24 protein-coding genes and 2 pseudogenes are annotated in these 24,873 nt (G+C 72.2%); 14 read left to right on the top strand and 12 right to left on the bottom strand.

Annotated features, from left to right (window positions below; genetic code table 11):
• Positions 1 to 217 precede the first annotated feature (217 nt).
• Both V2W30_RS37970 and V2W30_RS37965 read left to right on the top strand, forming a co-directional pair.
• Complete coding sequence (locus V2W30_RS37970; protein WP_338703144.1) at positions 218 to 553, top strand: glycoside hydrolase domain-containing protein; 336 nt, start codon at positions 218 to 220, stop codon at positions 551 to 553.
• 201 nt (positions 554 to 754) lie between these two features.
• Positions 755 to 1,627 (top strand): SigB/SigF/SigG family RNA polymerase sigma factor, encoded by an 873-nt coding sequence (locus tag V2W30_RS37965; RefSeq protein WP_338703143.1) that lies wholly within the window; start codon positions 755 to 757, stop codon positions 1,625 to 1,627.
• A 37-nt stretch (positions 1,628 to 1,664) separates the two neighbouring features.
• On the opposite strand, the gene V2W30_RS37960 is transcribed toward V2W30_RS37965, so the two are convergent.
• Complete coding sequence (locus tag V2W30_RS37960; protein WP_338703142.1) at positions 1,665 to 2,126, bottom strand: ATP-binding protein; 462 nt, start codon at positions 2,124 to 2,126, stop codon at positions 1,665 to 1,667.
• Between the two features lie 164 nt (positions 2,127 to 2,290).
• On the opposite strand from V2W30_RS37960, the pseudogene V2W30_RS37955 reads away from it, so the two are divergent.
• From V2W30_RS37955 to V2W30_RS37945, 3 genes and pseudogenes are all read left to right on the top strand, one after another.
• A pseudogene (locus V2W30_RS37955) lies at positions 2,291 to 4,252 on the top strand (hypothetical protein).
• Between the two features lie 93 nt (positions 4,253 to 4,345).
• Entirely contained in the window at positions 4,346 to 5,908 is a 1,563-nt protein-coding gene (locus V2W30_RS37950) for an SDR family oxidoreductase (RefSeq protein WP_338703141.1), read from the top strand.
• Between the two features lie 84 nt (positions 5,909 to 5,992).
• Positions 5,993 to 7,366, top strand: coding sequence for a deoxyribodipyrimidine photo-lyase (locus V2W30_RS37945; RefSeq protein WP_338703140.1), 1,374 nt, complete (start codon positions 5,993 to 5,995; stop codon positions 7,364 to 7,366).
• On the opposite strand, the gene V2W30_RS37940 is transcribed toward V2W30_RS37945, so the two are convergent.
• On the bottom strand, positions 7,341 to 8,348 hold the full coding sequence (locus V2W30_RS37940; RefSeq protein WP_338703139.1) for a MerR family transcriptional regulator: 1,008 nt from the start codon (positions 8,346 to 8,348) through the stop codon (positions 7,341 to 7,343). The genes V2W30_RS37945 and V2W30_RS37940 overlap by 26 nt on opposite strands.
• Positions 8,349 to 8,503: 155 nt before the next feature.
• Here V2W30_RS37940 and V2W30_RS37935 point away from each other — a divergent pair, with 155 nt between their 5' ends.
• Together V2W30_RS37935 and V2W30_RS37930 are read left to right on the top strand one after the other, a co-directional pair.
• Positions 8,504 to 9,046: an RNA polymerase sigma factor gene (locus tag V2W30_RS37935; protein WP_338703138.1), complete on the top strand. Its 543-nt coding sequence runs from the start codon at positions 8,504 to 8,506 to the stop codon at positions 9,044 to 9,046.
• Between the two features lie 254 nt (positions 9,047 to 9,300).
• Positions 9,301 to 10,533: a GNAT family N-acetyltransferase gene (locus tag V2W30_RS37930; protein ID WP_338703137.1), complete on the top strand. Its 1,233-nt coding sequence runs from the start codon at positions 9,301 to 9,303 to the stop codon at positions 10,531 to 10,533.
• A gap of 23 nt (positions 10,534 to 10,556) precedes the next feature.
• On the opposite strand, the gene V2W30_RS37925 is transcribed toward V2W30_RS37930, so the two are convergent.
• The 4 genes from V2W30_RS37925 to V2W30_RS37910 form a co-directional block, all read right to left on the bottom strand.
• Complete coding sequence (locus tag V2W30_RS37925; protein ID WP_338703136.1) at positions 10,557 to 10,925, bottom strand: peptidase inhibitor family I36 protein; 369 nt, start codon at positions 10,923 to 10,925, stop codon at positions 10,557 to 10,559.
• Between the two features lie 48 nt (positions 10,926 to 10,973).
• Positions 10,974 to 11,492 carry a hypothetical protein gene (locus V2W30_RS37920; RefSeq protein WP_338703135.1) on the bottom strand — a complete coding sequence of 173 codons (519 nt, stop codon included), beginning with the start codon at positions 11,490 to 11,492 and terminating at the stop codon, positions 10,974 to 10,976.
• 7 nt (positions 11,493 to 11,499) lie between these two features.
• On the bottom strand, positions 11,500 to 11,859 hold the full coding sequence (locus V2W30_RS37915; RefSeq protein WP_338703134.1) for a hypothetical protein: 360 nt from the start codon (positions 11,857 to 11,859) through the stop codon (positions 11,500 to 11,502).
• Positions 11,860 to 11,990: 131 nt separating this feature from the next.
• Positions 11,991 to 12,404 carry a hypothetical protein gene (locus V2W30_RS37910; protein WP_338703133.1) on the bottom strand — a complete coding sequence of 138 codons (414 nt, stop codon included), beginning with the start codon at positions 12,402 to 12,404 and terminating at the stop codon, positions 11,991 to 11,993.
• 194 nt (positions 12,405 to 12,598) lie between these two features.
• Here V2W30_RS37910 and V2W30_RS37905 point away from each other — a divergent pair, with 194 nt between their 5' ends.
• On the top strand, positions 12,599 to 13,099 hold the full coding sequence (locus V2W30_RS37905; RefSeq protein WP_338703132.1) for a mycothiol transferase: 501 nt from the start codon (positions 12,599 to 12,601) through the stop codon (positions 13,097 to 13,099).
• A gap of 37 nt (positions 13,100 to 13,136) precedes the next feature.
• Here the strand turns inward: V2W30_RS37905 and V2W30_RS37900 are convergent, their stop codons facing one another.
• The gene (locus V2W30_RS37900; RefSeq protein ID WP_338703131.1) at positions 13,137 to 13,433 is read right to left on the bottom strand and encodes a DUF1905 domain-containing protein; all 297 of its coding nucleotides are present in this window, start codon (positions 13,431 to 13,433) and stop codon (positions 13,137 to 13,139) included.
• A gap of 160 nt (positions 13,434 to 13,593) precedes the next feature.
• Between V2W30_RS37900 and V2W30_RS37895 the strand changes: the two genes are divergently transcribed.
• Positions 13,594 to 15,306 (top strand): glycoside hydrolase family 18 protein, encoded by a 1,713-nt coding sequence (locus tag V2W30_RS37895; RefSeq protein WP_338703130.1) that lies wholly within the window; start codon positions 13,594 to 13,596, stop codon positions 15,304 to 15,306.
• Positions 15,307 to 15,324: 18 nt separating this feature from the next.
• Here V2W30_RS37895 and V2W30_RS37890 read toward each other — a convergent pair whose 3' ends face one another.
• The 4 genes from V2W30_RS37890 to V2W30_RS37875 all read right to left on the bottom strand — a co-directional run bounded on the left by V2W30_RS37890 (position 15,325) and on the right by V2W30_RS37875 (position 17,727).
• On the bottom strand, positions 15,325 to 15,558 hold the full coding sequence (locus tag V2W30_RS37890; RefSeq protein WP_338703129.1) for a hypothetical protein: 234 nt from the start codon (positions 15,556 to 15,558) through the stop codon (positions 15,325 to 15,327).
• 22 nt (positions 15,559 to 15,580) lie between these two features.
• Complete coding sequence (locus tag V2W30_RS37885) at positions 15,581 to 16,231, bottom strand: TNT domain-containing protein (protein ID WP_338703128.1); 651 nt, start codon at positions 16,229 to 16,231, stop codon at positions 15,581 to 15,583.
• Between the two features lie 129 nt (positions 16,232 to 16,360).
• Complete coding sequence (locus tag V2W30_RS37880; RefSeq protein WP_338703127.1) at positions 16,361 to 16,801, bottom strand: OsmC family protein; 441 nt, start codon at positions 16,799 to 16,801, stop codon at positions 16,361 to 16,363.
• A gap of 80 nt (positions 16,802 to 16,881) precedes the next feature.
• On the bottom strand, positions 16,882 to 17,727 hold the full coding sequence (locus tag V2W30_RS37875; protein ID WP_338703914.1) for a GntR family transcriptional regulator: 846 nt from the start codon (positions 17,725 to 17,727) through the stop codon (positions 16,882 to 16,884).
• A gap of 218 nt (positions 17,728 to 17,945) precedes the next feature.
• On the opposite strand from V2W30_RS37875, the gene V2W30_RS37870 reads away from it, so the two are divergent.
• From V2W30_RS37870 to V2W30_RS37850, 5 genes and pseudogenes are all read left to right on the top strand, one after another.
• A complete protein-coding gene (locus V2W30_RS37870) occupies positions 17,946 to 19,217 on the top strand; it encodes an extracellular solute-binding protein (RefSeq protein ID WP_338703126.1) in 1,272 nt (423 codons plus the stop codon).
• Positions 19,218 to 19,266: 49 nt separating this feature from the next.
• Positions 19,267 to 20,241, top strand: coding sequence for a carbohydrate ABC transporter permease (locus V2W30_RS37865; RefSeq protein ID WP_425244643.1), 975 nt, complete (start codon positions 19,267 to 19,269; stop codon positions 20,239 to 20,241).
• Positions 20,238 to 21,062 (top strand): carbohydrate ABC transporter permease, encoded by an 825-nt coding sequence (locus tag V2W30_RS37860; RefSeq protein WP_338703125.1) that lies wholly within the window; start codon positions 20,238 to 20,240, stop codon positions 21,060 to 21,062. The genes V2W30_RS37865 and V2W30_RS37860 overlap by 4 nt, the downstream gene beginning before the upstream one ends.
• A gap of 43 nt (positions 21,063 to 21,105) precedes the next feature.
• Positions 21,106 to 22,670: pseudogene (locus tag V2W30_RS37855) on the top strand (beta-N-acetylhexosaminidase).
• On the top strand, positions 22,667 to 24,085 hold the full coding sequence (locus tag V2W30_RS37850) for a cellulose binding domain-containing protein (RefSeq protein ID WP_338703124.1): 1,419 nt from the start codon (positions 22,667 to 22,669) through the stop codon (positions 24,083 to 24,085). Before V2W30_RS37855 ends, V2W30_RS37850 begins: the two are co-directional and overlap by 4 nt.
• Positions 24,086 to 24,362: 277 nt before the next feature.
• On the opposite strand, the gene V2W30_RS37845 is transcribed toward V2W30_RS37850, so the two are convergent.
• Positions 24,363 to 24,863 (bottom strand): hypothetical protein, encoded by a 501-nt coding sequence (locus V2W30_RS37845; protein ID WP_338703123.1) that lies wholly within the window; start codon positions 24,861 to 24,863, stop codon positions 24,363 to 24,365.
• Between the last annotated feature and the right edge of the window lie 10 nt (positions 24,864 to 24,873).

The following is a 24,873-nucleotide window of genomic DNA, read 5'->3' as shown; positions in this document are numbered from 1 at the left end:
CGTCCCCCCGCTCGGACACTGACCCCCGCACCGTAGGCCCGATAAACCGACAAACTACTCATTTGGTGCGGCGTGCCGTGCAAAAGGGCCGCCAAGAGCGGTCGGCTTCACCGGCCGTTCACCGCGGGTGCAGGGCGTTCCCGGCGGCGGATCAACGATCTACGCTCGGCCGCGCCTTGATCTCATCCGTCCCGTCCACCGCGAAGGGTTCCGCGCCATGTTCGACGGCTTTCCCAGACCCGCGGCGCTGCTGCGTCGCACCGGAGCGCTCGACCTGTACCCGAAGGCGCCGGGCACCGCCGACCTCCTGCTCGGGGCGCCCCTGTTCCCGCACGCGGTCGTGGACCGGCCCGGCCGCACCGATCTCGTGATCGACGCGCCCGACGCCGGTGCCACGCGTCCGTACGTGGCCGGGGTCCGGGTCGACGGCCGCGACCACCCGAAGTCGTGGACGGACGCGGGATTCCTGCGCACCGGCGGCACCCTCGCCCACCGGCTGACGGACCGGCCGGACACGGGCTGGGCCACCGATCCGCAGGGCCTGCCGCGCTGAGGTGGCACCCGGGGAAGCCGGTCGCCCGGACCGGCTCCCCCGGGGAAAGGCCACCGTGCGCCTGGTCCGTCCGCCGTGTTCATGGCGTACCTCGTGAAATCGTCCGCATGAGCGGCGACTTCGCGGGTAATCGGCGGAGGACCATGCAGGAACAGGGAGTCGCGCCGGTCCCACGGCGCGGGAGGGACGGTGGACTCCACCATGAGCGGGACGGTTGTCACTGCGGCCACGACCCGGACGCCGACGCGAAGCGCACCGCTTCACGACCTTCCGGCGGACCCGGGAAGCATCGCTCCGCGCGACGCCAGGGAGTTGTCCCGGCACTTCTTCCGGCGGCTCGCGGATCTCGAGGAGGGCACCGAGGAGTACCAGTACACCCGGAACGTCCTGATCGAGATGAACATGTCGTTGGTGCGGTTCGCGGCGAGCCGCTTCAAGAACCGCGGCGACGACATGGAGGACATCGTCCAGGTCGGCATGATCGGTCTGATCAAGGCCATCGACCGGTTCGAGATATCGCGCGAGGTCGAGTTCACCTCGTTCGTGCTGCCGTACATCACGGGTGAGATCAAGCGCTTCTTCCGCGACACGACCTGGGCCGTGCACGTGCCGCGCCGGCTCCAGGAGCTGCGGATCGAACTGGCCAAGGCGCGCGAGGAGTTGTGCACCCGCCTCGACCGGGATCCGACCACGGCCGAGCTGGCCACGCTGATGGACCTGTCGGAGCCCGAGGTGGTCGAGGCCCAGCTGGCCTCGAACGGGTACACGTCCGCGTCGCTGGACGCGGCTCTGACCGGTGACAACGGCGAGGCCGGCGAGTCGGTGCTCGCCGACTTCCTCGGGGTCGAGGACGCGGCGATGGAGCTGGTGGAGGACTTCCACACGCTCGCCCCGCTCGTGGCCCGGCTGCCCGAGCGCGACCGGCAGCTGCTGCATCTGCGCTTCGTCGAAGAGCTGACCCAGGCGGAGATAGGCGAACGGCTCGGTTACTCCCAGATGCACGTCTCGCGCCTGATCAAGCAGCTCATCGCCCGGTTGAAGGCGGGAATGCTGACCGAGGACGCGACCGGCTGACCCGATCGCCGCGGCACCCTGGTCACAGGGGCGGTTCTCACGCCACGGGAAGCGTGAGGACCGCCCGTACGCGCTTGCCGACCGGAACCCGCTCGACGGTGACGTCCGCGAGCGCGTCCACGATCTCCAGGCCGTGGCCGCCGACCCGCGACGGGTCCCGCGGGTAGCGCAGCGGTGCGGCGGCGCTGCTGTCGTAGACGACGACGGCGACCTGCCGGCTCGTCCCCTCCAGTTCCAGGACGTACGGCCCGTGGCTGTGCCGGTCGGCGTTGGTGATCAGTTCGCTCACCACGAGGAGGACGTCGCCCTCCGTCCTGCGGTCGACCGTGACACACCATTCCTTCCGCAACCGCATCAGGAACGCCTCGGCGAACGCGCGCGCCTGCGCTATGCAACCGTCCTCGCCGGAGTAGTGCGTCACGCGCCACAGCGTCTCGACGGACCTGTCGAGACCCGAGGGGAGCACCGCCCCGGTGGCCCCGTTCGCGTATTCGATCATTCGTGTCTCTCTCACCTGCTCGGCCTCCGGTGGGGAGGCGCCGCAGCCATGCTGATACCCCGCTCCGCGCGAGCCAGTCCTCTGTGCGCCGACGGGTGACTGTGGATCGGGCCTCTCGTTTGAAGGACGACACAGCGTTCCATCGAGCAGCCCTGGAAAGGTCCATCGTGCCCACACTCCGCCGCAGCCGCACCGTCCCCCGTACCCGGATAGCCGTCGACCGGGCGGAGGCGGCACTCCTGGAGCAGTACACCGCCCTCGTACGTCTGGCGTATCTCACCCTCCCCGCCGCCCTCACGCGGCATCGCAGGGTCCTCCTGGCCCACACCGCCGCCCAGCGCGCCCTGCCCGGCAGGCGCCCGGCGGCCGTGCCCGCGCCCCGCGCCGCGGACGACGGCGCCGACGCGGCGCGGGACGCGCTGCGGGTACGCGTCCTTGCGTACGCCCTCAGCGCCGCGCACCGGCCGACCGGCTGGCCCGCGGCCTTGCCGCCACCACGCGCCCTGGTCCCCCGGCTCCCCTTCGTCTGGGGCCTGCGGCTGTTCCCGCGGGCCGGCGGCGCCGAGGAACTCACCCTGGTCCGCGCGCTCGCGGACGCGTCGCCCCGGCGCGGGCGGCCTTCGTCCTGCGCCACGTCGACGGCGTCGGCGGGGAGCGGGCCACCGCCCTCCTGCGCGCGGCCGGCGTCACGGAGGCCGAAGCGTCGGTGCGCGCGTCCCTCACCCTCGACACCGACGCCGGTCCGGCCGCCGCGGCCCTGCTCCGCTCCCAGGAGTTCGACGCGTGCTCGGTGCAGACACGGCCCACGGATCTGCTGCGCCGCACGCGACGGACCCGCGCGGCCCTGGTCGTCGGCGCCGTGGCCGTCGTCACGGCGACCGCGCTGCTCGTCCCGGACGCCGGTCAGCCGGAGAAGGCGCCGACGCCCGTCGCCCCGACCGGGGCGCAGATCAAGGCCAGGGACCTGGCCCGCGCCGGACGGGACGACTGGGCCGACACGTCCCGGGTCGACTTCACGGCCTGGCCCGCGCGCGGTGACCGCACCGACGACGCCGCGCTCCTCGACCGGGCGCTGGGCGCGTGGGAGAAGCCGTCCGACGCCGTCCGCGTCACCCGCACCCAGGGCACCCCCGCCGACCCGCCGCCGCGCTCCCCGCAACTGCTGTTCGCCGGGGACGTCGGCTCGCGCGCGGTGGTGCTCCTCAGCGACGGGGAGCGGCTCGCCCGCTACACCGATCCGGAGGGCGATGCCCGCGCCGCGCTCGCACTGGCCCGGGTGGACGACGCCGACGTGACGAGCGCGGCCGCCGTCGTCCTGACCCGGTCCGACGGCACGGCCCGGTATCTGACGGCGCCGTGGATCTCCGACGTGGCCACCCGCGACCTGCTGCGCCCGGACGTCACGGCCCGGCCGTTGGACGTGTCCGGCGCGGGGTGACCGACCCCGTGCCCGTCGCCCCGGCGGACGGCTGCGACCGGCGGCCGGTGCTCCAGCTCCGGTCGTCGCCACGCATCGTGGAGGACCACTCGTTCCTGCTCGCCGATCTCGGCGGGCTCTCACCGGTCCACCTCACGTTCACGCCGTTGCCCGGACACGGGACGCCGCCGGCCCGCCAGCCCCGCGAGGCGACGGGGCCGCAGGCGCTGGTCGCCTGGGCCCGCACCGCCTGCCGCCTCGCACCGTGGCGGGGCGGCGGCGTGCGCGCCGTGAACGCCTGGGACTTCGCCGAGCAGCAGCTCCCGGAAGGGGCGGCCGCGCGGTGTGGTCCTGCGTCCGGGCAACCACGTGGCGGGGCCCCGGCGACGTCGCGCTCCTTCTCCGTACGCCCAGCGCCTCCGCGACCCGGCCCGCCGTCCTGGTCGGCCGGGCCCGCGCCACGGCGGCGTGCAGCCGATTCGGTCAGCACGTGGTGGCCGCCACCCGCTGGAGGTCGCCCGAGAACCACTGGTACCTCGTGGCGGCCGGCAGCCGTGCGGTCACCCGTATCGAGGCGAGCGGCGCGGTGACCGGGTCCGGCGCCGGCCGCACGATGGCCGTCCGCGCTCCGCAGCGCGGCACGGTCCGGGTGACGGCGCGGCTCGACACCGGCGAACCGCTGACGGAGGTGGCGCCCGCATCGCGCTGATCGTCCGAGGGGAGGTGCATCCGCCGCGCGTGCTGATGCGGAAGTCGTTCATGGGGTTGACGGTGGTCGAAGGGGGCGAACGAGGGAGATCCCATGAACGCGCACGGCGGCGGGAAGGACGGCGGGCTGCGCTGCCTGGTGACCGGTGCCACCGGCTACATCGGCGGACGGCTGGTACCCGAGCTGCTCTCCGCGGGGCATCGCGTACGGTGCCTGGCACGCACGCCCGCCAAGCTGCGGGACCACCCGTGGGCCGAGGACGCCGAGATCGTGCGCGGCGACGTCCTGGACGCCGAGTCGGTCGGCGCCGCGCTGCGCGACGTCGACGTCGCCTACTACCTGGTGCACGCGCTCGGCACCGGCAAGGACTTCGAGCGCACGGACCGCGAGGCGGCGACGATCTTCGCCGAGCAGGCGCGGCTGGCCGGTGTCCGGCGGATCGTCTATCTGGGCGGCCTCACGCCCGCGGGCGTACCGGAGCGGGAACTGTCGCCGCACCTGCGCTCCCGGGCGGAGGTCGGCCACATCCTGCTGGCCTCGGGTGTGCCGACGACCGTGCTGCGGGCCGCGGTGATCCTCGGGTCCGGCTCGGCGTCGTTCGAGATGCTGCGCTATCTGACCGAGCGGCTGCCGGTGATGGTGACGCCGAGCTGGGTCGGCACCCGGATCCAGCCGGTCGCCGTCCGCGACGTGCTGCGCTGCCTCGTCGGCAGTGCCGCAATGCCGGCCGAGGTGTCCCGCGCCTTCGACCTCGGCGGTCCCGACGTGCTCACGTACCGCGACATGATGATGCGGTACGCGGCCGTCGCGGGGCTGCCGCGGCGGCTCGTGCTGCCGGTGCCGATGCTCAGCCCCGGCCTGTCGAGCCACTGGGTGGGCGTGGTGACGCCGGTGCCCGCGTCCATCGCCCGCCCGCTCACCGAGTCGCTGCGCCACGAGGTCGTCTGCCACGAGCACGACATCGACGCGTTGGTGCCGCCCGGTCCCGGCGGCCCGCTCGGCTTCGACGACGCGGTACGGCTGGCGCTGCGCCGTATCCAGGAGGCGCAGGTCACCACCCGCTGGTCGTCGGCCTCGCTGCCGGGCGCCCCCAGTGATCCGCTGCCGACCGATCCGGACTGGGCGGGCGGCAGCCTGTACGAGGACGAGCGGGAGCGGCTCGTGGAGGCGTCGCCCGCGCGGCTGTGGGAGGTCGTCGAGGGCATCGGCGGTGAACACGGCTGGTACTCCTTCCCGTTGGCGTGGGCCGTGCGGGGCTGGCTCGACCGGCTGGCCGGCGGGGTCGGCCTGCGTCGGGGCCGCCGGGACGCGGCGCACCTGCGGGTCGGCGACTCGCTGGACTTCTGGCGGGTGGAGGAGATCGAGCCGGGCCGGCTGCTGCGGCTGCGGGCGGAGATGCGGCTGCCGGGTCTGGCCTGGCTGGAGCTGACGGTGGAGCCGGTCGGCGCCGACCGGGCGCGGTACCGGCAGCGGGCCCTGTTCCATCCGCGCGGGCTCACCGGGCAGGCGTACTGGTGGAGCGTGGCGCCGTTCCACGCCGTGGTGTTCGGCGGGATGGCGCGCAACATCGCCAAGGCCGCGGAACGCCCCGCGAAGAGCGACGAACCGGGCGGGGCGCGTGTGCATCCGTTCCCGGCCCGGCCGGAGAAGGGCTGACGACGTCCGTTCCTCGGTCCCCGACCGTCCCCGCCCGTTCGCCCGTCGTCATCGGTCCCCCCATCCGTGTACCAGGAGTACCCCGTGCGCGTCCGAATCGTTCTGTTCACCTCCGATCTACGGGTCCACGACCATCCGCCGCTGCGGGCCGCGCTGAACGCCGCCGACGCCGTGGTGCCGCTGTTCGTCCGCGACCGGGGGATCACCGCGACGGGGTTCCCCGCACCGAACCGGGAGGCGTTCCTCGCGGACTGCCTGCGCGATCTGGACGAGGGGCTGCGCGAGCGCGGCGGGCGGCTCGTGGTGCGTTCCGGGGACGTGGTGGACGAGGTCGCCAAGGTGGTGTCCGAGACGGACGCGCGGGCGGTGCACCTGGCGAGCGGCGTCAGCGCGTACGCGCGGCGGCGCGAGGACCGGCTGCGTGACGTGCTGGAGGGCCTCGGCTGCGACCTGGTCGTCCATGACGCGGTCGTGACCTGTGTGCCGCCGGGTGCGGTCACCCCGGCCGGGCGCGATCACTTCGCCGTGTTCACGCCGTACCACCGGCACTGGTCGCAGCACGGCACGCGGGCCGTGGTCAGGGCCCCGCAGACCGTCACGGTCCCGGACGCGGTCGGCTCCGAGGACCTGCCCGCCCGCGAGGACGTCTCCGGGGTGTCGCCCGCCCTCGCCGAGGGTGGTGAACGGGCGGGCCGGGCCCGGCTGACCGCCTGGCTGCGCTCCGGGATCGCCGGGTACGAGGACGGGCACGACGATCTCGCGGGGGACGTCACCTCCCGGCTCTCCCCCGACCTGCACTTCGGTACGGTCAGTCCGGTCGAGGCGGTCCAGCGGGCGCGCGCGGCGGGCGGTCCCGGCGCCGAGGCCTTCGTACGGCAACTCGCCTGGCGGGACTTCCACCACCAGGTGCTCGCGGCGCGGCCGGACGCCGCACACGACAACTACCGCTCCCAGGACGACCGTTGGCGCTCGGAGCAGGCGGCCGCGCAGGAGATCGAGGCGTGGCGGCAGGGCCTCACCGGCTATCCGATCGTCGACGCGGCGATGCGCCAACTGCGCCACGAGGGCTGGATGCACAATCGGGGCCGCCTGCTGACGGCCTGCTTCCTCACCAAGACGCTGTACGTCGACTGGCGGGTCGGCGCCCGGCACTTCATGGACCTGCTGGTGGACGCGGACGTGGCGAACAACCAGCTGAACTGGCAGTGGATGGCGGGCACCGGCACGGACAGCAGGCCCAACCGGGTGCTCAATCCGGTCACGCAGGCCAAGCGGTACGACCCGGACGGCGCGTATGTCCGCCGCTGGGTACCGGAGTTGGCCGAGCTGTCCGGGGCCGCGATCCACGAGCCGTGGAAGCTGACGGGGCTCGACCGGGCGGCGTTCGACTACCCGGATCCGCTGCTCGACCTGTCGGACGGGCTCGCGCGGTTCAAGCGGGCGCGCGGACTCGACTGACCTCCGGGTAGAAGCGGTGGACCTGGAGGAGTGCCTCGGGCAGGGTCGTCGGGCGCAGGGCGCCGCGAAGCGTACGGCCCGCCCAGCCGGGTCCGCCCAGCATCACGGTGGGCCGGCCGCGGGCGCCGCGCACACCCCAGCCGGCGCCGGCCAGGGCGCGGGCCAGCGGCATGCTCGCCGTCGACCGGGCCTGCGCCCACAGGACGACGACCCGCGGCCCGGTCCTGCGCACGGCGGCGGAGACGGCCTCGACCGGCACGGCCGCCCCGAACATCCGCTGCGGCAGGCCGTGTTCGCCGAGCGCGGCGCTGAGCGCCTCCAGCGGCAGCGCGTGCTGCTCGGCCGGGACGCAGGCCAGCACGACCGGCGGCACCACGGGCGGCGCTTCGGCCGGGTCCGCGGCGCCTCGGTGCAGGGTGCGCGAGACGTGCCAGGACAGCATGTGCTCCACCTCGACATACCGGTCGCCCGCCTCCTCCCACTTGCGGCCGACCGCGTGCAGCACCGGCACCATCACCTCCTGCCAGGCGCCCACCAGTCCGTGTCGTGACACGGCCTCGGTCAGCAGGCTCTGCACGACCGGCGCGTCGAGGCGCGTGGCGGCGCGCGACAGGCCCTTGCACTCCCGCTCGACGGAGGCCGCCGTCGGCAGCCGGTCCGGTGCCCGGCGCGGCTGCGGGACGGTGACCGTGACCGGGCCGGCGCCGGGACCGGCGACCGAGCCACTGTCGAGTCGCTTGCGGGCCAGGTCGGCCGCCTCGGCCGGGGGCAGCCCGGTGGCGGTGAGGCGGCACATCTCCTCGACGACCGCGATGTCCTGCTCGGACCAGCGACGGTGGTGGCCGGCCGAACGCTGGGCCGGGCCCAGGCCGTACCGGCGGTCCCACGTCCGCAGCGTCGTCGGCGCCACGCCCAACTGCCTCGCCAGCGCGCCGGTGGTGACACCGGGGCCGGCCTGTGGTGTGTCCCGCACGTTGTCCATCCGCTCACGATACGACGCACTAACGATGCGGGTTGCCGACCGTGCGCCACCGTTTCCAGGATGACCGGACCGCGACGGGGCGTGCGGTTGATCCGTCCGGTTTCGATCAGCTGAGGACAAGTCCTTGACCGCACCGAGGAGTTGACGAGGCATCGATGACGACACCCGTGGGTGCGTCCGGCTCTGCCACCGGGCAGGCCGACGACGTGGTCCTGGCCACCGCGTACCGGCAGTGGTCCCCACTGGTGCACGGCCTGGCCCGGCGTGCGCTCGGTGACACACGCGACGCGGAGGACATCACTCAGCAGGTCTTCCTCGCCGCGTGGCGCGGCCGGGCGGGCTACCGGCCCGAACTCGGCTCCCCCGCCGCCTGGTTGACGGGTATCGCGCGCCGCCGCATCGCCGACGCGCTCGCCGCGCGTACGCGCAGGACGGCCGTCGTGGAGCGGCTGGCCGGACGGGACGTCGCGGGCGCCCCCGGAGTGGAGTGGGTGGTCGACCGGGTGGTGATCACGCAGGAGCTGGCCCGGTTGCCCGCGCCGCAGCGCACGGTCCTGCGCCTCGCCTACTACGAGGATCTGACGCAGCCGCAGATCGCGGAGCGCACCGGCTGGCCGCTGGGCACCGTCAAGAGCCACGCGCGGCGCGGCCTGAGCCGGCTGCGCACGCGCCTCGACGACACCGGGGCCGCCCGCTGATCACCCGTACCATCGCGTAGAAAAAAATCCCGTACCCGCCGCATCCGAGCGGGTACCTGCCACCGAAGTTACAGACAGTCCCGCGTAACCCCACCCCGACGCGGGCCGACGGGCCGGCCCGGACCCCGCCGGACCCTGGAGCCCTCAGCGGTGTCGGCGCCGCTGAGAGCAGTCGCCGCGGGCGGCGTCCCGGCGCCGCCCGTGGCACGCCGTCGCCGGGCGGACGGGCGGGCCCAGCACTAGAGTTTGTGATCATGAGCGCCCGTTCCCTCCAGATCCGTGACGTCCCCGAGTCCCAGATCGAGCGCGGTCTCGCGCTCGCCTACCTCGTCTTCCACGAGAACCCCGAGAGCGACCGGCGCAAGCACCACGCCGAGGTCCTCGCCGACTGCCTCAGGCTCGGCGCGTACGACGGCGACGAGCTGGTGGGCTTCGCCGCCGCCCATCCCTTCTCGCTGTCCGTGCCGGGCGGCGCCGACCTGCCCTGCCCCGGCCTGACGTTCGTGTCCGTGGCGCCCACGCACCGGCGGCGCGGGGTGCTGTCCTCGATGATCTCCGCGCTGCTCGACCGCTGTACGCAGCGGGGCGCGCCGCTGGTGTCCCTGTGGGCGTCGGAGGCGGCGATCTACGGCCGGTTCGGGTTCGGTCCCGGCACGTACGGGGCGACCGTGGAGATCGACACGCGGCGGCCGCTGGCGCTGCGTGTCGCGCCCGACGAGAGCCCGCTGCGCCTGGTCGACGTGGCCGACGCGCCCGCGCTGCTCGCCCCGTACTTCGCCGAGACGCGTACCCGTCGCGCGGGCCGGATCGCCCGGACGGACTCCTGGTGGCGCGAGGAGTGGCTGGTCGAGAAGGACGAGGAGGACGAGGACCTGTCGCCCCCGCGGGTCGTCGCCCTCGGCGATCCCCTGGCCGGGTACGCGGTCTACCGCACCAAGCCGGGCGACGAGGACACGCACGCGCAGGGGCTGGTGCGGGTGGACGATCTGGAGGCGGACACCCCCGAGGCGGCGGCCGCGCTGTGGAGCTTTCTCACGGCGATCGACCTGACCGGGCGGCTGCGGGCCTGGGGGCGGCCGGTGGACGATCCGCTGCTGCTGTTCGCGGCGGACCGCGACCAGGTACGGGTGACGGAGTCGTCCCCGTCGCTGTGGGTGCGGCTGGTGGATGTGCGGGCGGCGCTCGCGGCCCGCACCTGGGCGGCGCCGGTGGACGTGGTGCTCGCGGTGCGCGACGACCAGGTCCCGGCGAACGCGGGCTCCTTCCGGCTGATCGCGTCGCCGGAAGGCTTCTCGTACGCGCCCACCGGGGACGCCCCCGACCTGTCCCTGGAGGTCCGCGATCTCGCCACGGCCTACATGGGGGCGACCTCGGTGGGTTCGCTGGTGCGGGCGGGTCTGGTGGTGCAGCACACGCCGGGCGCGGCGTCGATGTTCGACGCCGCGCTGCGGACGGAGCTACTGCCGCACACGGTCGACGCGTTCTGAACGCCCGCCGTGCCCGCGGGACTTCAGCAGCTCATCTTCCAGGTGTGCGAGTCGCCGCTGTCGTTGCCCCAGGAGTCGTACGGGATCTCCTGGCCCGGGGAGAGACAGACGGTGCCGAGCCCGATCCAGCCGGGGTTCTCGTAGACCTGGACGTGGTCCTTGATGCCGGGGCCCGAGATGCCGTGGTTGGCCCAGGACGAGTCCTCGTCCTGGATGCCGGGCTCCCAGTCACCGTCGTCCCCGGACCAGTTCCAGCGCTGTCCGGTGTAGTTGGCGTCGGTCCAGGCGCAGAACTCGCCGCTCGGGCACTGGGCGGCCGAGGCGGTGGTGGTGACGGCGGCGCCGCCGAGTGCGAGGGCGACGGCGGCGAGCAGGGCGACGGGATGCTTCATACGAACGGGTCTCCTTGAGGTGGGTCGAGCAAGGCGCCGGAGGGCGCGTCAGGGGGTGTCGGCGCGCAGGACGCGGGCCGAGGCGTCGACGGCGTGTCCGCGCAGGCGGCGCCATTCGGTGACCTCCGCGCGGTGCCGTGCTCGCACGGAGGTGAGGCTGAGGTCGCGGTAGGCGGCCTCGGGCCGGAGGTTGTTGACGACGGTCGAGACCCGGAACCAGCGCTTCTGGTCGCCGTAGAGCGTGCGCTGGGCCTCGGCGAGGCAGCCGTCGGTGTGCGCGCGGACGGGGATGCCGTTCGCGAGGGTCAGGGAGAGTTCGGCCGGTGGCCGGCCGAAGAGGGCGTCGGCGACGCGCTCTTGTTCGGCGCGGCTCGTCGGCCGCTGTCCCGGTCGGGGCGGGGTGAGGCCCTGGCGGGTGAGGCAGCGGTCGGTGAGCCGCTGTTGTGCGGCGCGGATCGTGTCGTCGGGTGAGAGCGTGGGGGCGGCGGGCCGGTGAGTGCACCCGGTGAGCAGGAGTCCGCCCGCGAGCAGGGCGAGCCACCCGGGCCGTGGTCGTCGAGGGCGCATGTCGGGGTCAGCCGCGCTCGCAGCCCATGGTGTTGTCGCTGACGCCGTCGAGTTTCTGCGCCCACTCCCAGTTCTCGGAGTAGTCGTCGCGCCGGATCTCCCGGTAGAGGCATCCCGAGGTGGTGTAGCTGATCGCGTAGACGGTGTCGCCGACCCGGGAGTCGAACGAGTAGGCGTGACGCTGCGTGCCGTTCTCCGCCTCGGCGTAGCCGGGCGGTCCGTAGCACCAGGCCTGGCCGTGCTGACCGACCTCGGTCCAGAAGCAGACCTGTCCCGGACCGGCCGCGGCCTGCGCGCCCGCGGCGGCGGGGACGAGGGCGGCCGCGGCGGAGAGCAGCGTGAGGGCGAGTGCGGACGTTCGTTTCATGCGGGCGGCCCCAAGATGGTTGCGATCACTGTGCGTGACCACACTCCCCTGGTGCCGACCGGGGTAACCGCCGTGTCACTCGTGTCGGTGACTACCCGTGATTGTCATAACGGCCGCCCACGGTGCTCCGCTCACACGGAGGCGGTGGCCCGGCCGTGGGGCAGGGTGCGGGCCATGCGCAGGGCGTCCACGGACTCGGCGAGGAGCTCGTACTCGGTGGTGTCGTCGCGGGTGGCCACGCGCAGGAGCATCCCGCCGGCCAGTTCCTCGGCGGCGCGCTCCTGCCGTTCGACGTCCGTGCACCACGCGCGCAGCAGCGCGGGCACGTCCGGGGTGTCGTCGGCCACCGGCATCAGCGCGCCTTCGGGCAGGTGGGCCTGGCCGGGGCGCGGGTCGAGCCGTTCGGCGATCCACGTCGCGCGGTCGCGCAGCCACCACAGGGCGAGCGGCAGAGTGGGGGCGCGATAGGTGCCGAGCGGGACTCCGACGCGCCGGCCGCCGCAGATTCCGTAGGCGGTGACATGGCACAGGAATTCGTCGTGCACGATCTCCCCCATTGCCTGGCGCTTTTGATCATTGACCAGTCAGCAATTGATCAGCGTTCGAACAAAGTTCAACCGTCCCATACGTTGAGTATCGACACTTCCAACGCAGTGTCACCACACCTTTCACGCCAGTCTCGTGGCATATTCACGGGCTCCGTTGGCCGAAATCCGTAGCGTCGGCGAAACTGCACCCCATGCGCTCACACGACGTACTCATCGAGGGATACGGACGAATTCAGGAAGAGGTACGGGCGGTGCTCGACGGGCTTTCCGTCGACGATCTACACGCACGTCCCGGCGACGGAGCGAATTCCGTCGCCTGGCTGGTCTGGCATCTGACGCGGGTCCAGGACGATCATGTCGCGGACGCGGCGGGTTTCGAGCAGGTGTGGCTCGCGAAGGGCTGGGCCGACCGGTTCGATCTTCCGCTCGCGAAAAGCGACACCGGATACGGGCATACGCCGATCCAGGTCGGCCAGGTGAAAGTCGACTCCGGCGAGTTGTTGCTCGGCTATTACGACGCCGTGCACGAGCGGACGCTCGGATATCTTTCGGGCCTCACGCATACGGATCTGGACCGCGTCGTCGACGAGGGATGGGATCCGCCGGTCACGCTCGGCGTCCGTCTGGTGAGTGTGCTGGCGGACGATCTCCAGCACGTGGGGCAGGCCGCCTACGTCCGCGGCCTGCTCTGACACATCCGTCGACGCCCCACGACACCCGTCGTCCGGATCAGGACAGGCGCTCCTCCAGTCGGACCGTGACGGTGTCGCCCTCGCCCTTGCCGATGGCGCGGCGCACGTCCGCCTTCACGGGCAGTTTGTGCCGGCCGTCGCCGAGGGCCATGAAGGAGCTGCGGAACGGGTGCCCGTCGACGGTGCCGCGGACCTTCACCAGGCCGCGGGTCCCGAAGAACGCGGCCGCCTCCGGCCACACCACATAGGTCCATCCGCCCGGGTTCGGGCTCTTCTCCAGGACGGCGCTGAACTCCTCGTTCAGCGCCGTTCCCGCGTGCGGGTTCGCTGTCATGGCGGCCTCCAGTCGGTCTCTATGGTTCTGACCTTGCGGGGCAGCCGAACTCATCGCACCTCCAGAGGTCTTGACAAGTCGATTGGTCTGGACCAGCCTCGGCGCACAGCGGTGGCCACCGTTCTCATCCGCCCCTCACCTCTCCCCCCGGAGGCTCCTCGTGGACCGAGCCGCACGTCACGGCAGACCCCGCGCCCGCCGCCTGCTCGGCAGCGCCCTGGCCGTCACCTCGGCCGCCGCTCTCGGCATCACCGCACTGGCCGCGCCCGCCCAGGCCGCGGACATCAACGTCGCCAAGAACACCGGGTTCGAGTCGGACCTGAGCAACTGGACGTGCAGCGCCGGCAGCGGCGCGATCGTCTCCTCCCCCGTGTACGGCGGCACCAAGGCCCTCAAGGCCACCCCGTCGGGCCAGGACAACGCCCAGTGCACACAGACCGTCGCGGTCAAGCCCAACTCGACCTACACGCTGAGCAGTTGGGTGCAGGGCAGCTACGCCTACCTGGGCGCGAGCGGCACCGGCACCACCGACGTCTCCACGTGGACGCCGGGCGGCTCGTCCTGGCAGCAGCTCACCACCAAGTTCACGACGGGCGCGAACACGACGTCGGTCACCGTCTACACGCACGGCTGGTACGGGCAGAGCGCCTACTACGTCGACGACGTCAGCGTGTTCGGGCCCGACGGGGGCGGCGGCAGCGACCCGGTCGTCGTGCCGTCGGCGCCGACGGGCCTCGCCGCGGGCACGGTCACCTCGTCGTCCGTCGACCTGTCGTGGACCCCGGTCTCCACGGCCACCGGCTACAACGTCTACCGCAACGGCACCAAGGTCGCCTCGGTGACGGGCGCCTCGGCCACCGTCACGGGCCTGAGCGCCGACACCTCATACAGCTTCCAGGTCAGCGCGGTGAACGCGGCGGGCGAGTCCGCGAAGTCGACGGCCGTGAGCGCGCGGACATCCACGTCCACGGGCGGTGGGGGCGGCGGCACGGTGCCGAAGCACGCGCTGACCGGTTACTGGCAGAACTTCGACAACGGCGCGACGGTGCAGAAGCTGCGGGACGTGTCGGCCCAGTACGACATCATCGCCGTGTCGTTCGCCGATGCCACGACGACGCCGGGCCAGATCACCTTCAACCTCGACCCGGCCGTCGGCTACGCCTCCGCCGCCGACTTCAAGGCCGACATCGCCGCGAAGCACGCCGCGGGCAAGTCCGTGATCCTCTCGGTGGGCGGCGAGAAGGGCAGCATCTCCGTCAACAGCGACGCGTCGGCGACGGCGTTCGCCGACAGCGCGTACTCCCTGATGCAGACCTACGGCTTCGACGGCGTCGACATCGACCTGGAGAACGGCCTCAACTCGACGTACATGACCAAGGCGCTGCGCGCGCTGGCCGCGAAGGCGGGCAGCAAGTTCGTGCTGACGATGGCGCCGCAGACCATCGACATGCAGTCGACGTCCGGCGAGTACTTCAAGACCGCGCTGAACGTGAAGGACATCCTCACGGTGGTCAACATGCAGTACTACAACAGCGGTTCCATGCTGGGCTGCGACGGCAAGGTCTACAGCCAGGGCTCGGTCGACTTCCTCACCGCGCTCGCCTGCATCCAGTTGGAGGGCGGCCTCGACCCGTCGCAGGTCGGGCTCGGCGTCCCGGCGTCGACGCGCGGCGCGGGCAGCGGGTACGTGGACCCGTCCGTGGTGAACAACGCGCTCGACTGCCTCGCGCGAGGCACCGGTTGCGGCACGTTCAAGCCCGCGAAGACGTATCCGGCGCTGCGCGGCGCGATGACGTGGTCGACGAACTGGGACGCGACGGCGGGCAGCGCGTGGTCGAACTCGGTCGGCCCGAAGGTGCACGGCCTGCCGTAGTCCGTGGGCGGTGGCCCGTCACCGGAGCAGGCTCAACAGATGGGCGCAGGCCGCCTGTTCGGTGGGGTGTGCGGAGATCGGCCGGTGTGCGCCACGTTCGTACGCGCCGGTCTCCCACGCCCCGTCGGGCATCCTGCGCAGGTACAGGAAGTCCGGGGGCGTGGGCGCGGGTTCGTGGACGCCCTCGATCCAGTAGTACCCGGCGGGTACGCCGGACCGGCGCAGTGCCTCGTCGAGTTCGGTGACGTCCACGGGTTCCGCTCCTTGCGTGTCCTTACACGGTGGGTTCGAGGTAGTCGTGCTCGATCAGCCACTTCACGTTGAGGCGCTGCCCCTCACCGGGGTTCAGGAAGGCGGCGTCGAGCTTGATCTGCCGGCCGCCGCCCGGCTGCTCGAACCAGGGGGCGATGGGCCCCTCCCACACGACGAACGCCTTCTCCACGACGTACGTGTGGTAATCGCAGGCGTAGGCGGCGTCACGGGTGTTGAGGTTCTGCGGGGGCAGGGCGCGCTTCTCGTACGCGTCTCCGGCCGGGGCCAGGTACGCGCCGTACTCGGAGCCGAAGCGGTCGAGTTCCTCGCCGGGCGCGAGCGCGGTCGGGGTGCGGTCGACCTCCCCGTTGGTCTCGGTGAAGCCGTCGTTCGGCGGGTACTTCCAGGAGCCGCCGTCCGCGGGACCGTCCCAGTACTTCTTGAGGAACGCCCGGTCGTCGAGGCCACCGGTGCGGTGGTAGCCCTTGAGGAGCGGGCCGACCGGGGCCTGCCACTTCCTGGGCAGGTACTTCGGGCCGAGGCGGGCGTCGCCGTGGTACGTGCCGGTGCACGGGTCGTGGACGGCGGCCGGTTCGGCGGCGGCCACGGAGGGGGCGGCGGTGAGCGCGAGGGCGGCGCCGAGGGACGCCAGGATCGTACGCAAAGGCTTCACGCGGAAGTCTCCCAGTGACGTGGGGTGGCAGGACGCGCACACAAGGTGATCTTGCGACGCATCGAGACGGTAACCGCACCCCACGTCACGTATGACGACATTTGGCCATCCTGGTCGTGCGGGGGCGGGTCAGCCGCCGAGGAAGAGCTGGGTGCCGTCCGGTCCCGACACCTCGATGCGCGCGCCGTGCTCGACGGTGCGGCTGACGGTGCAGTAGGTGTCGTGGGTGAGCCGGATGCCGCGTTCGAGTGCCTGGGCGGCGGCCGTGTCGCCTTCGGGCAGGTCCATCTCGTAGGAGATGCGGACGGCGCCGACGCGCCCGTCGTCCTCGGGCCGGGAGACCGACTCGACGGTGATCCGGAGGTCGTCGTGCGGGACGGTGCGGGCGGTGCGGTCGACGACGAGGCCGCCGCAGCCGCCGAGTGCGGCGAGGAGGAGCTCGACGGGGGTGAAGGACGGCTGGGCGGCGGCGGAGTCGGCGGGGGCCATGCGGACCTCGGCGCCGCGGTCGTTGCGCGCGGTCCAGTCGCGCTCGCCGTTGCGTACGGTTTCGATGCGGTAGTCGGCCATGGCGGAACGGTAACCAGGGCCGGGCCCCAGGCCGCGCAGGGCGCTCCGTGGGATGCCGCGCCGGATCGGGGAGGGGGCGCTCAGGGCGCCTGTTGGACGTCGCCGCGGGTGGTGGACGCCACCGTGTCGCGGTGCGCGAAGTCGCCGGGCGGGATGCCGGGGTGATGGCCGCTCAGCGGGTCGGCGGCCGTCGTCGCGGCGGCCGGGCCGAGGGTGAGCCGGGAGACGATCCGGTAGCGGTCGCCCCGGTAGAGCGAGTGCACGTACTCGACGGGCCGGCCGGACGTGTCCGAGGTGAGGCGCTCGAACAGCAGCGCCGGTGAGAGTTCGGGGACGTCGAGCACCTCGGCCTCGGCGCGGGTGACGACGGTCGGTTCGATGGCCTGCACCGCTTCGCGTACGTGAACGCCGTGGTGGTCGCGCAGATGGGCGTAGAGGTCGCCGCTCTCCAGCTCCTGGGCACTGAGCCCGGGGACGAGGTCGGCGCGGATGTGCAGATGCTCGATGGCCATGGGCGCACCGTCGACGAGGCGCAGCCGGGCCACGTACACGATCTTCGCGGCGGGTGAGAGGCGCAGCTTGCGGCCGACGCGGGCGCCGGCCTGGATGGTGGTGAACTCCAGGATCCGGCTCGACCAGGCGCCCGCCGCCTGCGGCAGCGTCAGCGCCTGTTCCTGGGAGACGAGTTCCTGCGTGATCTTCTCGGGGGCGACGAACATGCCGCGTCCGTGTTCGCGGACGAGAAGACCCGCGGCGACGAGTTCGTCGACGGCCGCGCGCAGCGTGGGGCGGGAGACCCCCAGGCGGGCGCAGAGGGTGCGTTCGGAGGGGATGGGGTCGCCGGGGCGCTGCGACTCGATGAGTTCGAGGATGTGGTCGCGCACTCGCTCGCGCTTGAGCACCGCTCCCGGCGCGTCCCTGTTCACGTCGGTGTTCACGCCCGCCCCCTTGTGCCGTACGACCACGTGCCTGACCAGTTGACCACGTCGAGGCGTTGATCGACAAGCATCGAGGCTCTGATCGGCAACTAGCCATTATTTCCTGGGGGGTTGACGCGCACATTGGTCTATGCCACGTTTCTCCACCATCAGAGGTCACCTGACCAGTTGGACAACTGGTCAGGTCCGGCTCCCAGAGGTGAACCGTGAAGCTCCGCTTGCTCGCCGGTGTGTGCACGCTCGTCGTGTCCGCCGGGCTCAGTGCCTGTAGTGCGTCCGGCTCCGAGGACGGAGGGTCCGGCGACGGCGGCCGGACCACCCTCGACGTGTGGCTGATGCGCGACAGCGTGTCCGCCGCGTTCCAGAAGGACTTCGAGAAGGGCTTCGAGGCCGCGCACCCCGACATCGACGTGAAGGTGCAGATCCAGGAGTGGGACGGCATCGGCGGCAAGGTCACCGCGGCGCTCGCCAGCAACGACGCCCCTGACGTGATCGAGACCGGCAACACCCAGGTCGCCCAGTTCGCCCAGAGCGGCGGTCTGCTGGACCTGAGCGACAAGGTCGACGCGCTCGGTGGCAAGGACTGGCTGAAGGGGCTCGCCGAGCCCGGCGCGTACGAGGGCAAGCAGTACGGCATCCCGTACTACGCGGCCAACCGGGTCGTCATCTACCGCACCGACCTGTTCGAGAAGGCGGGCGTGGACGCGGCGACGATCAAGACGCGCGACCAGTGGGTCGCCGCGACGAAGAAGCTCGACAAGGGCGCGCAGCAGGGGATCTACCTGCCCGGCCAGAACTGGTACACCCTCTCCGGGTTCGTCTGGGACGAGGGCGGCGACCTCGCCACCGAGGCCGGCGGGAAGTGGAAGGGCACCCTGGACTCGCCCGAGGCACTGCGCGCCATGGCCTTCTACGCGAAGCTCCAGGCACTCGGCAAGGGTCCCAAGGACTCCGACGAGGCGCAGCCGCCGCAGGCCGAGGTGATGGCGAAGGGGAAGGTCGCCCAGGTCGTCAGCACACCGGGCGGCGCCCGTGTCGTCGTCCAGAACAACCCCGAGCTGAAGGGCAAGTTGGGGTTCTTCCCGATCCCGGGGAAGACCGCGGACACGCCCGGCGCGGTGTTCACCGGCGGCTCGGACCTGGTGATCCCGACGGTGTCGCGGCACCACGACGCCGCGTACACGTTCGTCAAGGAACTGACCGGCGACGTGTGGCAGAAGAAGCTCGCCGTCGCGATGAGCTACGTACCGAACAAGACCACGCTCGCCGGCGCCGTCGCGAAGGACCCCGGCGCCTCGGCGATGGCGGTCGGCGCCGCCGTCGGGCACGCCACGCCGAACACGCCGGGATGGGCCGCCGTCGAGGCCAAGAACCCGATCAAGGACTACATGACGGCGGTGCTGACCGGCGGGGACCCGCGGCGCGAGGCGGCGAAGGCGTCCGAGGCGATCACGACGGCGATGAACTCCGGCTCCTGATCCACCGCCCCGCCCCTGTGATGGGCCCCCGGTATCTCTCGAAAGGAGTGTGCGTCGTGTCGGTCGTCCGCGAGCGGACCGCACCCCGCCCCTCACCCGGCCGCACCGGCGCCCGCCGGGCCCGGCCCGCCGCGCCACCACGTCCGGCCCCTGGCCGTACCTGCTCGTGGCGCCCGCCGTCCTCGGCATGCTGTACCTGCTCGTCTATCCACTGGCCCGGACCGTCCTGATCTCCTTCCAGGACTTCGGGCTGCGTCAACTCATCCTCGGCGACGCCCACTTCGTCGGACTCGACAACTACACGACCCTGCTGTCGGACCCGCGCTTCTGGACCGTGGTGCGCCGTACGTTCCTGTTCATGGCGATCAACGTCGTCCTGATCATGGGGATCTCGACGCTGGTCGCCCTGATGGCGGAGCGGCTCGGCCGGCGCTGGCGGACAGCGGTCCTCAGCGCGCTGGTCCTGACGTGGGCGATGCCGGTGGTCGCGGCGACCACGGTGTTCCAGTGGCTGTTCCACTCCGAGTTCGGCATCGTCAACCACACCCTGACCGGCCTCGGCTTCTCGTCGTTCGACGGCTACCCGTGGCTGGCGCACGGCCCCGCGGCGTTCACGATCCTGGTGGCGCTCGTGGTCTGGCAGTCGGTGCCGTTCGCGGCGATCACCCTGTACTCGGCGCTCACCACGGTGCCGTCCGAGCTGTACGAGGCCGCGCGCATCGACGGGGCGTCCGGTGTGCGGATCTTCCGCTCGATCACGCTGCCGATCGTGCGCCCGATCTTCATGCTGGTGCTCTCCCTCGAAGTGATCTGGACGTTCAAGGCGTTCGTGCAGATCTGGGTGATGACCCAGGGCGGCCCCGGCGACGCGACGACGATCCTGCCGGTGTACGCGGTGCAGACGGCCCTGGCCGGCCAGCGCTACGACCTGGGGTCGGCGGCGTCGATGGTGACGGTGCTGCTCATGTCGGGCGTGCTGGTCGCCTACTTCCGGCAGATGTTCCGGCAGGAGGCCGAACGGTGAGACCGCGCAGACTGCCGCTGCATCTCGCGGCCACCGCGACGATCGTCGTGTGCCTGTTCCCCGTCTACTGGATGGTCACGACGTCCTTCAAGCCGAACCGGGACATCCAGTCCGAGAGCCCCCGGCTCCTGCCCCAGAGCTGGACGCTCGACCACTTCCGGCGGGCGATCGACGCCGACGGCTTCGGTCTCTTCTGGCGCAACAGCGTGCTCGTCACGCTCGGCGCGGTGGCGCTCGCGCTGATCGTCGCGCTCGGCGCGTCGTTCGCGGTGGCGCGGATGCGGTGGCGGGGGCGGCGGCAGTTCATGCTGATGGTGTTCGTCGCGCAGATGGCACCGTGGGAGTCACTGATCATCCCCGTGTACATCATCTCGCGGGACACCGACATGCTGGACCGGCTGCCGACGCTGACCCTCGTGTACTTCATGATGACGCTGCCGTTCACGATCGTGGTGCTGCGCGGCTTCATCGCGACGATCCCCGCGGAGCTGGAGGAGTCGGCGCAGGTCGACGGCTGCACCCGGTTCGGCGCGTTCCGGCACGTGGCGTTCCCGCTGCTCGCGCCGGGCCTGATGGCGACCTCCCTGTTCGGCTACATCACGGCGTGGAACGAGTTCGCGTACGCCAACTTCCTCATCATCAAGCAGCAGGACCACCGGACGCTTCCGGTGTGGCTGTCCTCGTTCCACAACACGTTCGGCACCGACTGGGGCGCCACGATGGCCGCCTCCACACTCTTCGCGCTGCCCGCCCTGGTGATCTTCCTGCTGTTGCAGCGGCACGTCACGTCCGGCTTCGCGGCCGGCGCCGTGAAGGGCTGAGAGCCCGCGCCCGCTCCCCTACCGAGGCTTTTGGAGGTTCGCCGTGCCCGCGCACCGCCCGTCGCTGATCCCCCTGCCCACTCACCTCTCCTACCGTCCGGGCCACTTCACCCTGCGCCCGGACACGCCGGTCCGGGTCTCACCCGGCGCCGAGCCGGCCGCCGCACTGCTGCGCACCCTGCTCGGGCCGGCCACCGGGCTCGCCCTGCCGCACTCCCCGGACGCGCCGTTCGTCCTCGCCCTCGATCCGCAGCTCGGCGGACTGGGCGAGGAGGGGTACGGCCTGACGGTCGCCCCGGACGCGGTGCTGCTGCGCGCGGCGCACCGCGACGGACTGCTGCGCGGCGTCCAGACACTGCGTCAACTCCTGCCCGTGGAGGCGCTGTCGAGCACCCCGCAGGCGGGCGTGGACTGGCGGCTGCCGTGCGTGGAGATCACCGATGTGCCGAGGCGCCCGTGGCGCGGCTTCATGCTCGACGTGGCCCGGCACTTCCAGCCGGTGTCCCTGCTGCGCCGGTACGTGGACCTGCTCGCCCTGCACAAGCTGAACGTGCTGCACCTGCACCTCACCGACGACCAGGGCTGGCGGATGCCGGTCGACGCGTACCCGCGCCTGACCGAGGTGGGCGGGCGGCGCGCCGCGTCGATGGTGGGGCCCGCGGGAAGCCCGCTCTTCGACGGAGTGCCGCACGAAGGCGCCTACACGCGGCGGGAGTTGACGGACTTCGTCGCGTACGCCGCCGCCCGCGGGGTGACGGTCGTCCCGGAGATCGAGATGCCGGGCCACACACGCGCCGCGCTCGCCGCGTACCCGCAGCTCGGCAACCTGCCCGGCAGGCACCTCGACGTGTGGACGCGCTGGGGTGTGTGCGACACCGTCCTCGGGGTCCACGACGAGGTCCTGGACTTCTGCCGCACGGTCCTCGGCGAGGTCCTCGACGTCTTCCCCTCGCCCTACGTGCATGTGGGCGGCGACGAGTGCCCGACCACGGAGTGGGCGACGAGCCCGGCGGCGCGCGCCGCGCCGCGGCCGAGGGGCTGCCGGGCACGGACGCGCTGCGCACCTGGTTCCTGGGCCGGGTCGGGGCGTTCCTCGTCGAGCAGGGCCGCACCCCGGCGGCCTGGGCGGAGACGGGCGAGGGGCTGCCGCCCGAGTTCCTGGTGATGACATGGCGCGACCCCGAGCACACGCGACTCGCCCTCAAGCGCGGGCACACGGTGGTCAGCGCCCACTACCGCGCCACCTACCTCGACTACGCCCAGAGCTACGCGCCCGGCACACCGCAGGCCCAGCCCGGCCCGGTGGTCGACCTGCGCGCGGTGCACGACCACGATCCCGCGGACGCCCCGGAGTCGGGGGGCCGACTGCACGGCACGCAGGCGCAGTTGTGGACCGAGTTCGCCCCGACCGCCGAGCACGTCGATCTCCTGGCCTTCCCTCGGCTGTGCGCGCTGGCCGACCGGGCGTGGCACGGCGCCCCGTCCTGGCCGGACTTCCGGGTCCGCCTCGCGGAGCACATCGGGCGCCTCGCCGCGCTCGGTGTGCGGCACGGACCGCTCGACCCGCACGTCCCCATCCCCCACCGTTCCGGAAAGGAACACGCATGAAGAGCACACGTCTCCGCAGATCCCTCACCTGCGCCGTGGCGGTCGCACTGAGCTGCGCGGGCCTCGTCGCCCTGCCGGCCGGCGCGAACGCCGCCGCGGGTGACCTGACCGTGCAGTACCACACGGGCTCCACCGGCAGCGACCAGGCCGAACCCTGGCTGAAGGTCCGCAACTCCGGCACCGCGAGCGTGCCGCTGAGCGGCGTCAAGGTCCGCTACTACTTCAAGTCCGACGCGGGCAACCCGAGTTACCGCTTCGCGTGCTCGTGGGCCGTGAAGGGCTGCGCCAACATCACCGGCACGTTCGGCACGCTCGCCCACCCGACGGCGACCGCCGACCGCTATCTCGAGGTGGGGTTCACCTCCGGCGCGGGCTCCCTCGCGGCGGGCGCGGACACCGGAGATCTGCAACTGCGCTTCTACCGGGCGGACTGGCAGTCGCTCAACCAGTCCGACGACTACTCCTTCGCCGCGACGCAGACGAGTTACGCGAACTGGTCGAAGGTGACGGCGCAGCTCGCCGGCGCCACGGTCTGGGGCACGGCGCCCGAGGGCAACGACCCGACCGACCCCACGGACCCCACCGACCCGACCGATCCGCCCGCCGGGGGCGCCACGCTGTTCGACGACTTCAACTACACCGCGTACAACGACCCGAAGATCGACGCGCACGGCTGGAGCGTCCGCTCGAACTCCGGCGGACCGGGTGTGCCGGGCGCGACGTGGGCGCCGCAGAACGTCACCTTCGCGTCGGCGTCCGGGAACTCGGTGATGAACCTGGAGACGTCGACGTCGGGCACCGGCGAGAGCACGAAGCAGACCGAAGTCCTCACCAAGGCGCTGAAGTTCAGGAACGGGACGTACGCGGCCCGTGTGAAGTTCTCCGACGCGCCGAAGAGCGGGCCCGACGGGGACCACCTGGTGCAGACGTTCTTCACCATCAACGACCTCAAGGCGCCGATGGCCGACGACTACGCCGAGTACGACTTCGAGTACCTGCCCAACGGCGGCTGGGGCGAGCCGTCGAACATCCTCTACACGACGTCCTGGGAGACCTACAACCCGGACCCGTGGCAGGCCGTGAACCAGCACACGGAGAGCCGGCAGAGCTACGCGGGCTGGCACGACCTCGTCGTCACCATCGACAACAGCGACATCCGCTATTACATCGACGGTCAGCTCTTCGGCACGCACGGCGCGGCGTATCTGCCGGAGCGGCCGATGTCGATCAACTTCAACCAGTGGCTGATCGACCTGGCGGGCCAGACGAGCACGAGTGCGCGCGCGTACGACCAGCAGGTCGACTACGTGCTGCACGTCAAGGACCAGGTGCTCACGCCGGCGCAGGTCGCGGCGAAGGTGGCGGCGTACCGCTCGGCGGGCACCACGTTCGAGGACACCGTCCCCGCGTCCTGACGTCGCCGTCGCGATGTCGGGACGGGGAGCCCGCGCGCCCCACACGAGCGGGCTCCCCAGGGGTGCTTCCCCTCCCCACGAGGCCGCCGCGGGATTCGGCGGCCGTCGTGGGCGAGAGTCTGCCGTGGACCGGCCGGGAACTCATCTCGGACCCCCGGATTTCGGTAACCTTGCGTGTTGAATCAGTGGCGAGAAGTGACGGAAGGGGAACGTCGGATCCCTGTCACAGGGCGGCACTCGGGGTCGGGGGAGCGCCTTCTGGCGTGATCACGTCGACTCAACTAAGGCCGGATCCCTGTCCGGGCAAGCGCTCTCCACAGCGGGCGCAGAACCGTGCGGCCGCGTCCTCCGTGACGCGGCCGCACTCCGCGCAGACCCGCGGCAGCAGACAGGGGGCCTCCCCGCCCTCGGCGGCGGTCACCGACGTGGGGGCCCGGCCGATCGTCATGCCGGGCCGCCTGCGGTGGGCGGTGATGTAGACGAGCCCGTCGGGCCCGGCGTCGACCGCTCGCCGCTCGCCGCGCGGCACGAACACGAGGGTGCCGGGGGCCAGCTCGGCGTCGCCGTCGGCCCGGTGCAGGGTGCCGTGGCCCTCGGCGACGACGAGCAGGACGTCGAGGTCCGACTCGACGTACGGCTCGCCGCCCGCGCCGGGGCGCAGCCGTACGACGTTGGCGTCGAGTTGGCGGGCCGCGCCCTCCAGGCGCCACAGGGCGCCGGTCGCGGCCGGGCCCGCCGCGGTCAGCACGTCCGCCAGGGACACATGGGCAGCGGGCATCGCTCGCGCA

Source organism: Streptomyces sp. Q6, from assembly GCF_036967205.1.
GTDB lineage: Bacteria > Actinomycetota > Actinomycetes > Streptomycetales > Streptomycetaceae > Streptomyces > Streptomyces citrinus.
This window is presented reverse-complemented; position numbering and strand designations above follow the sequence as displayed.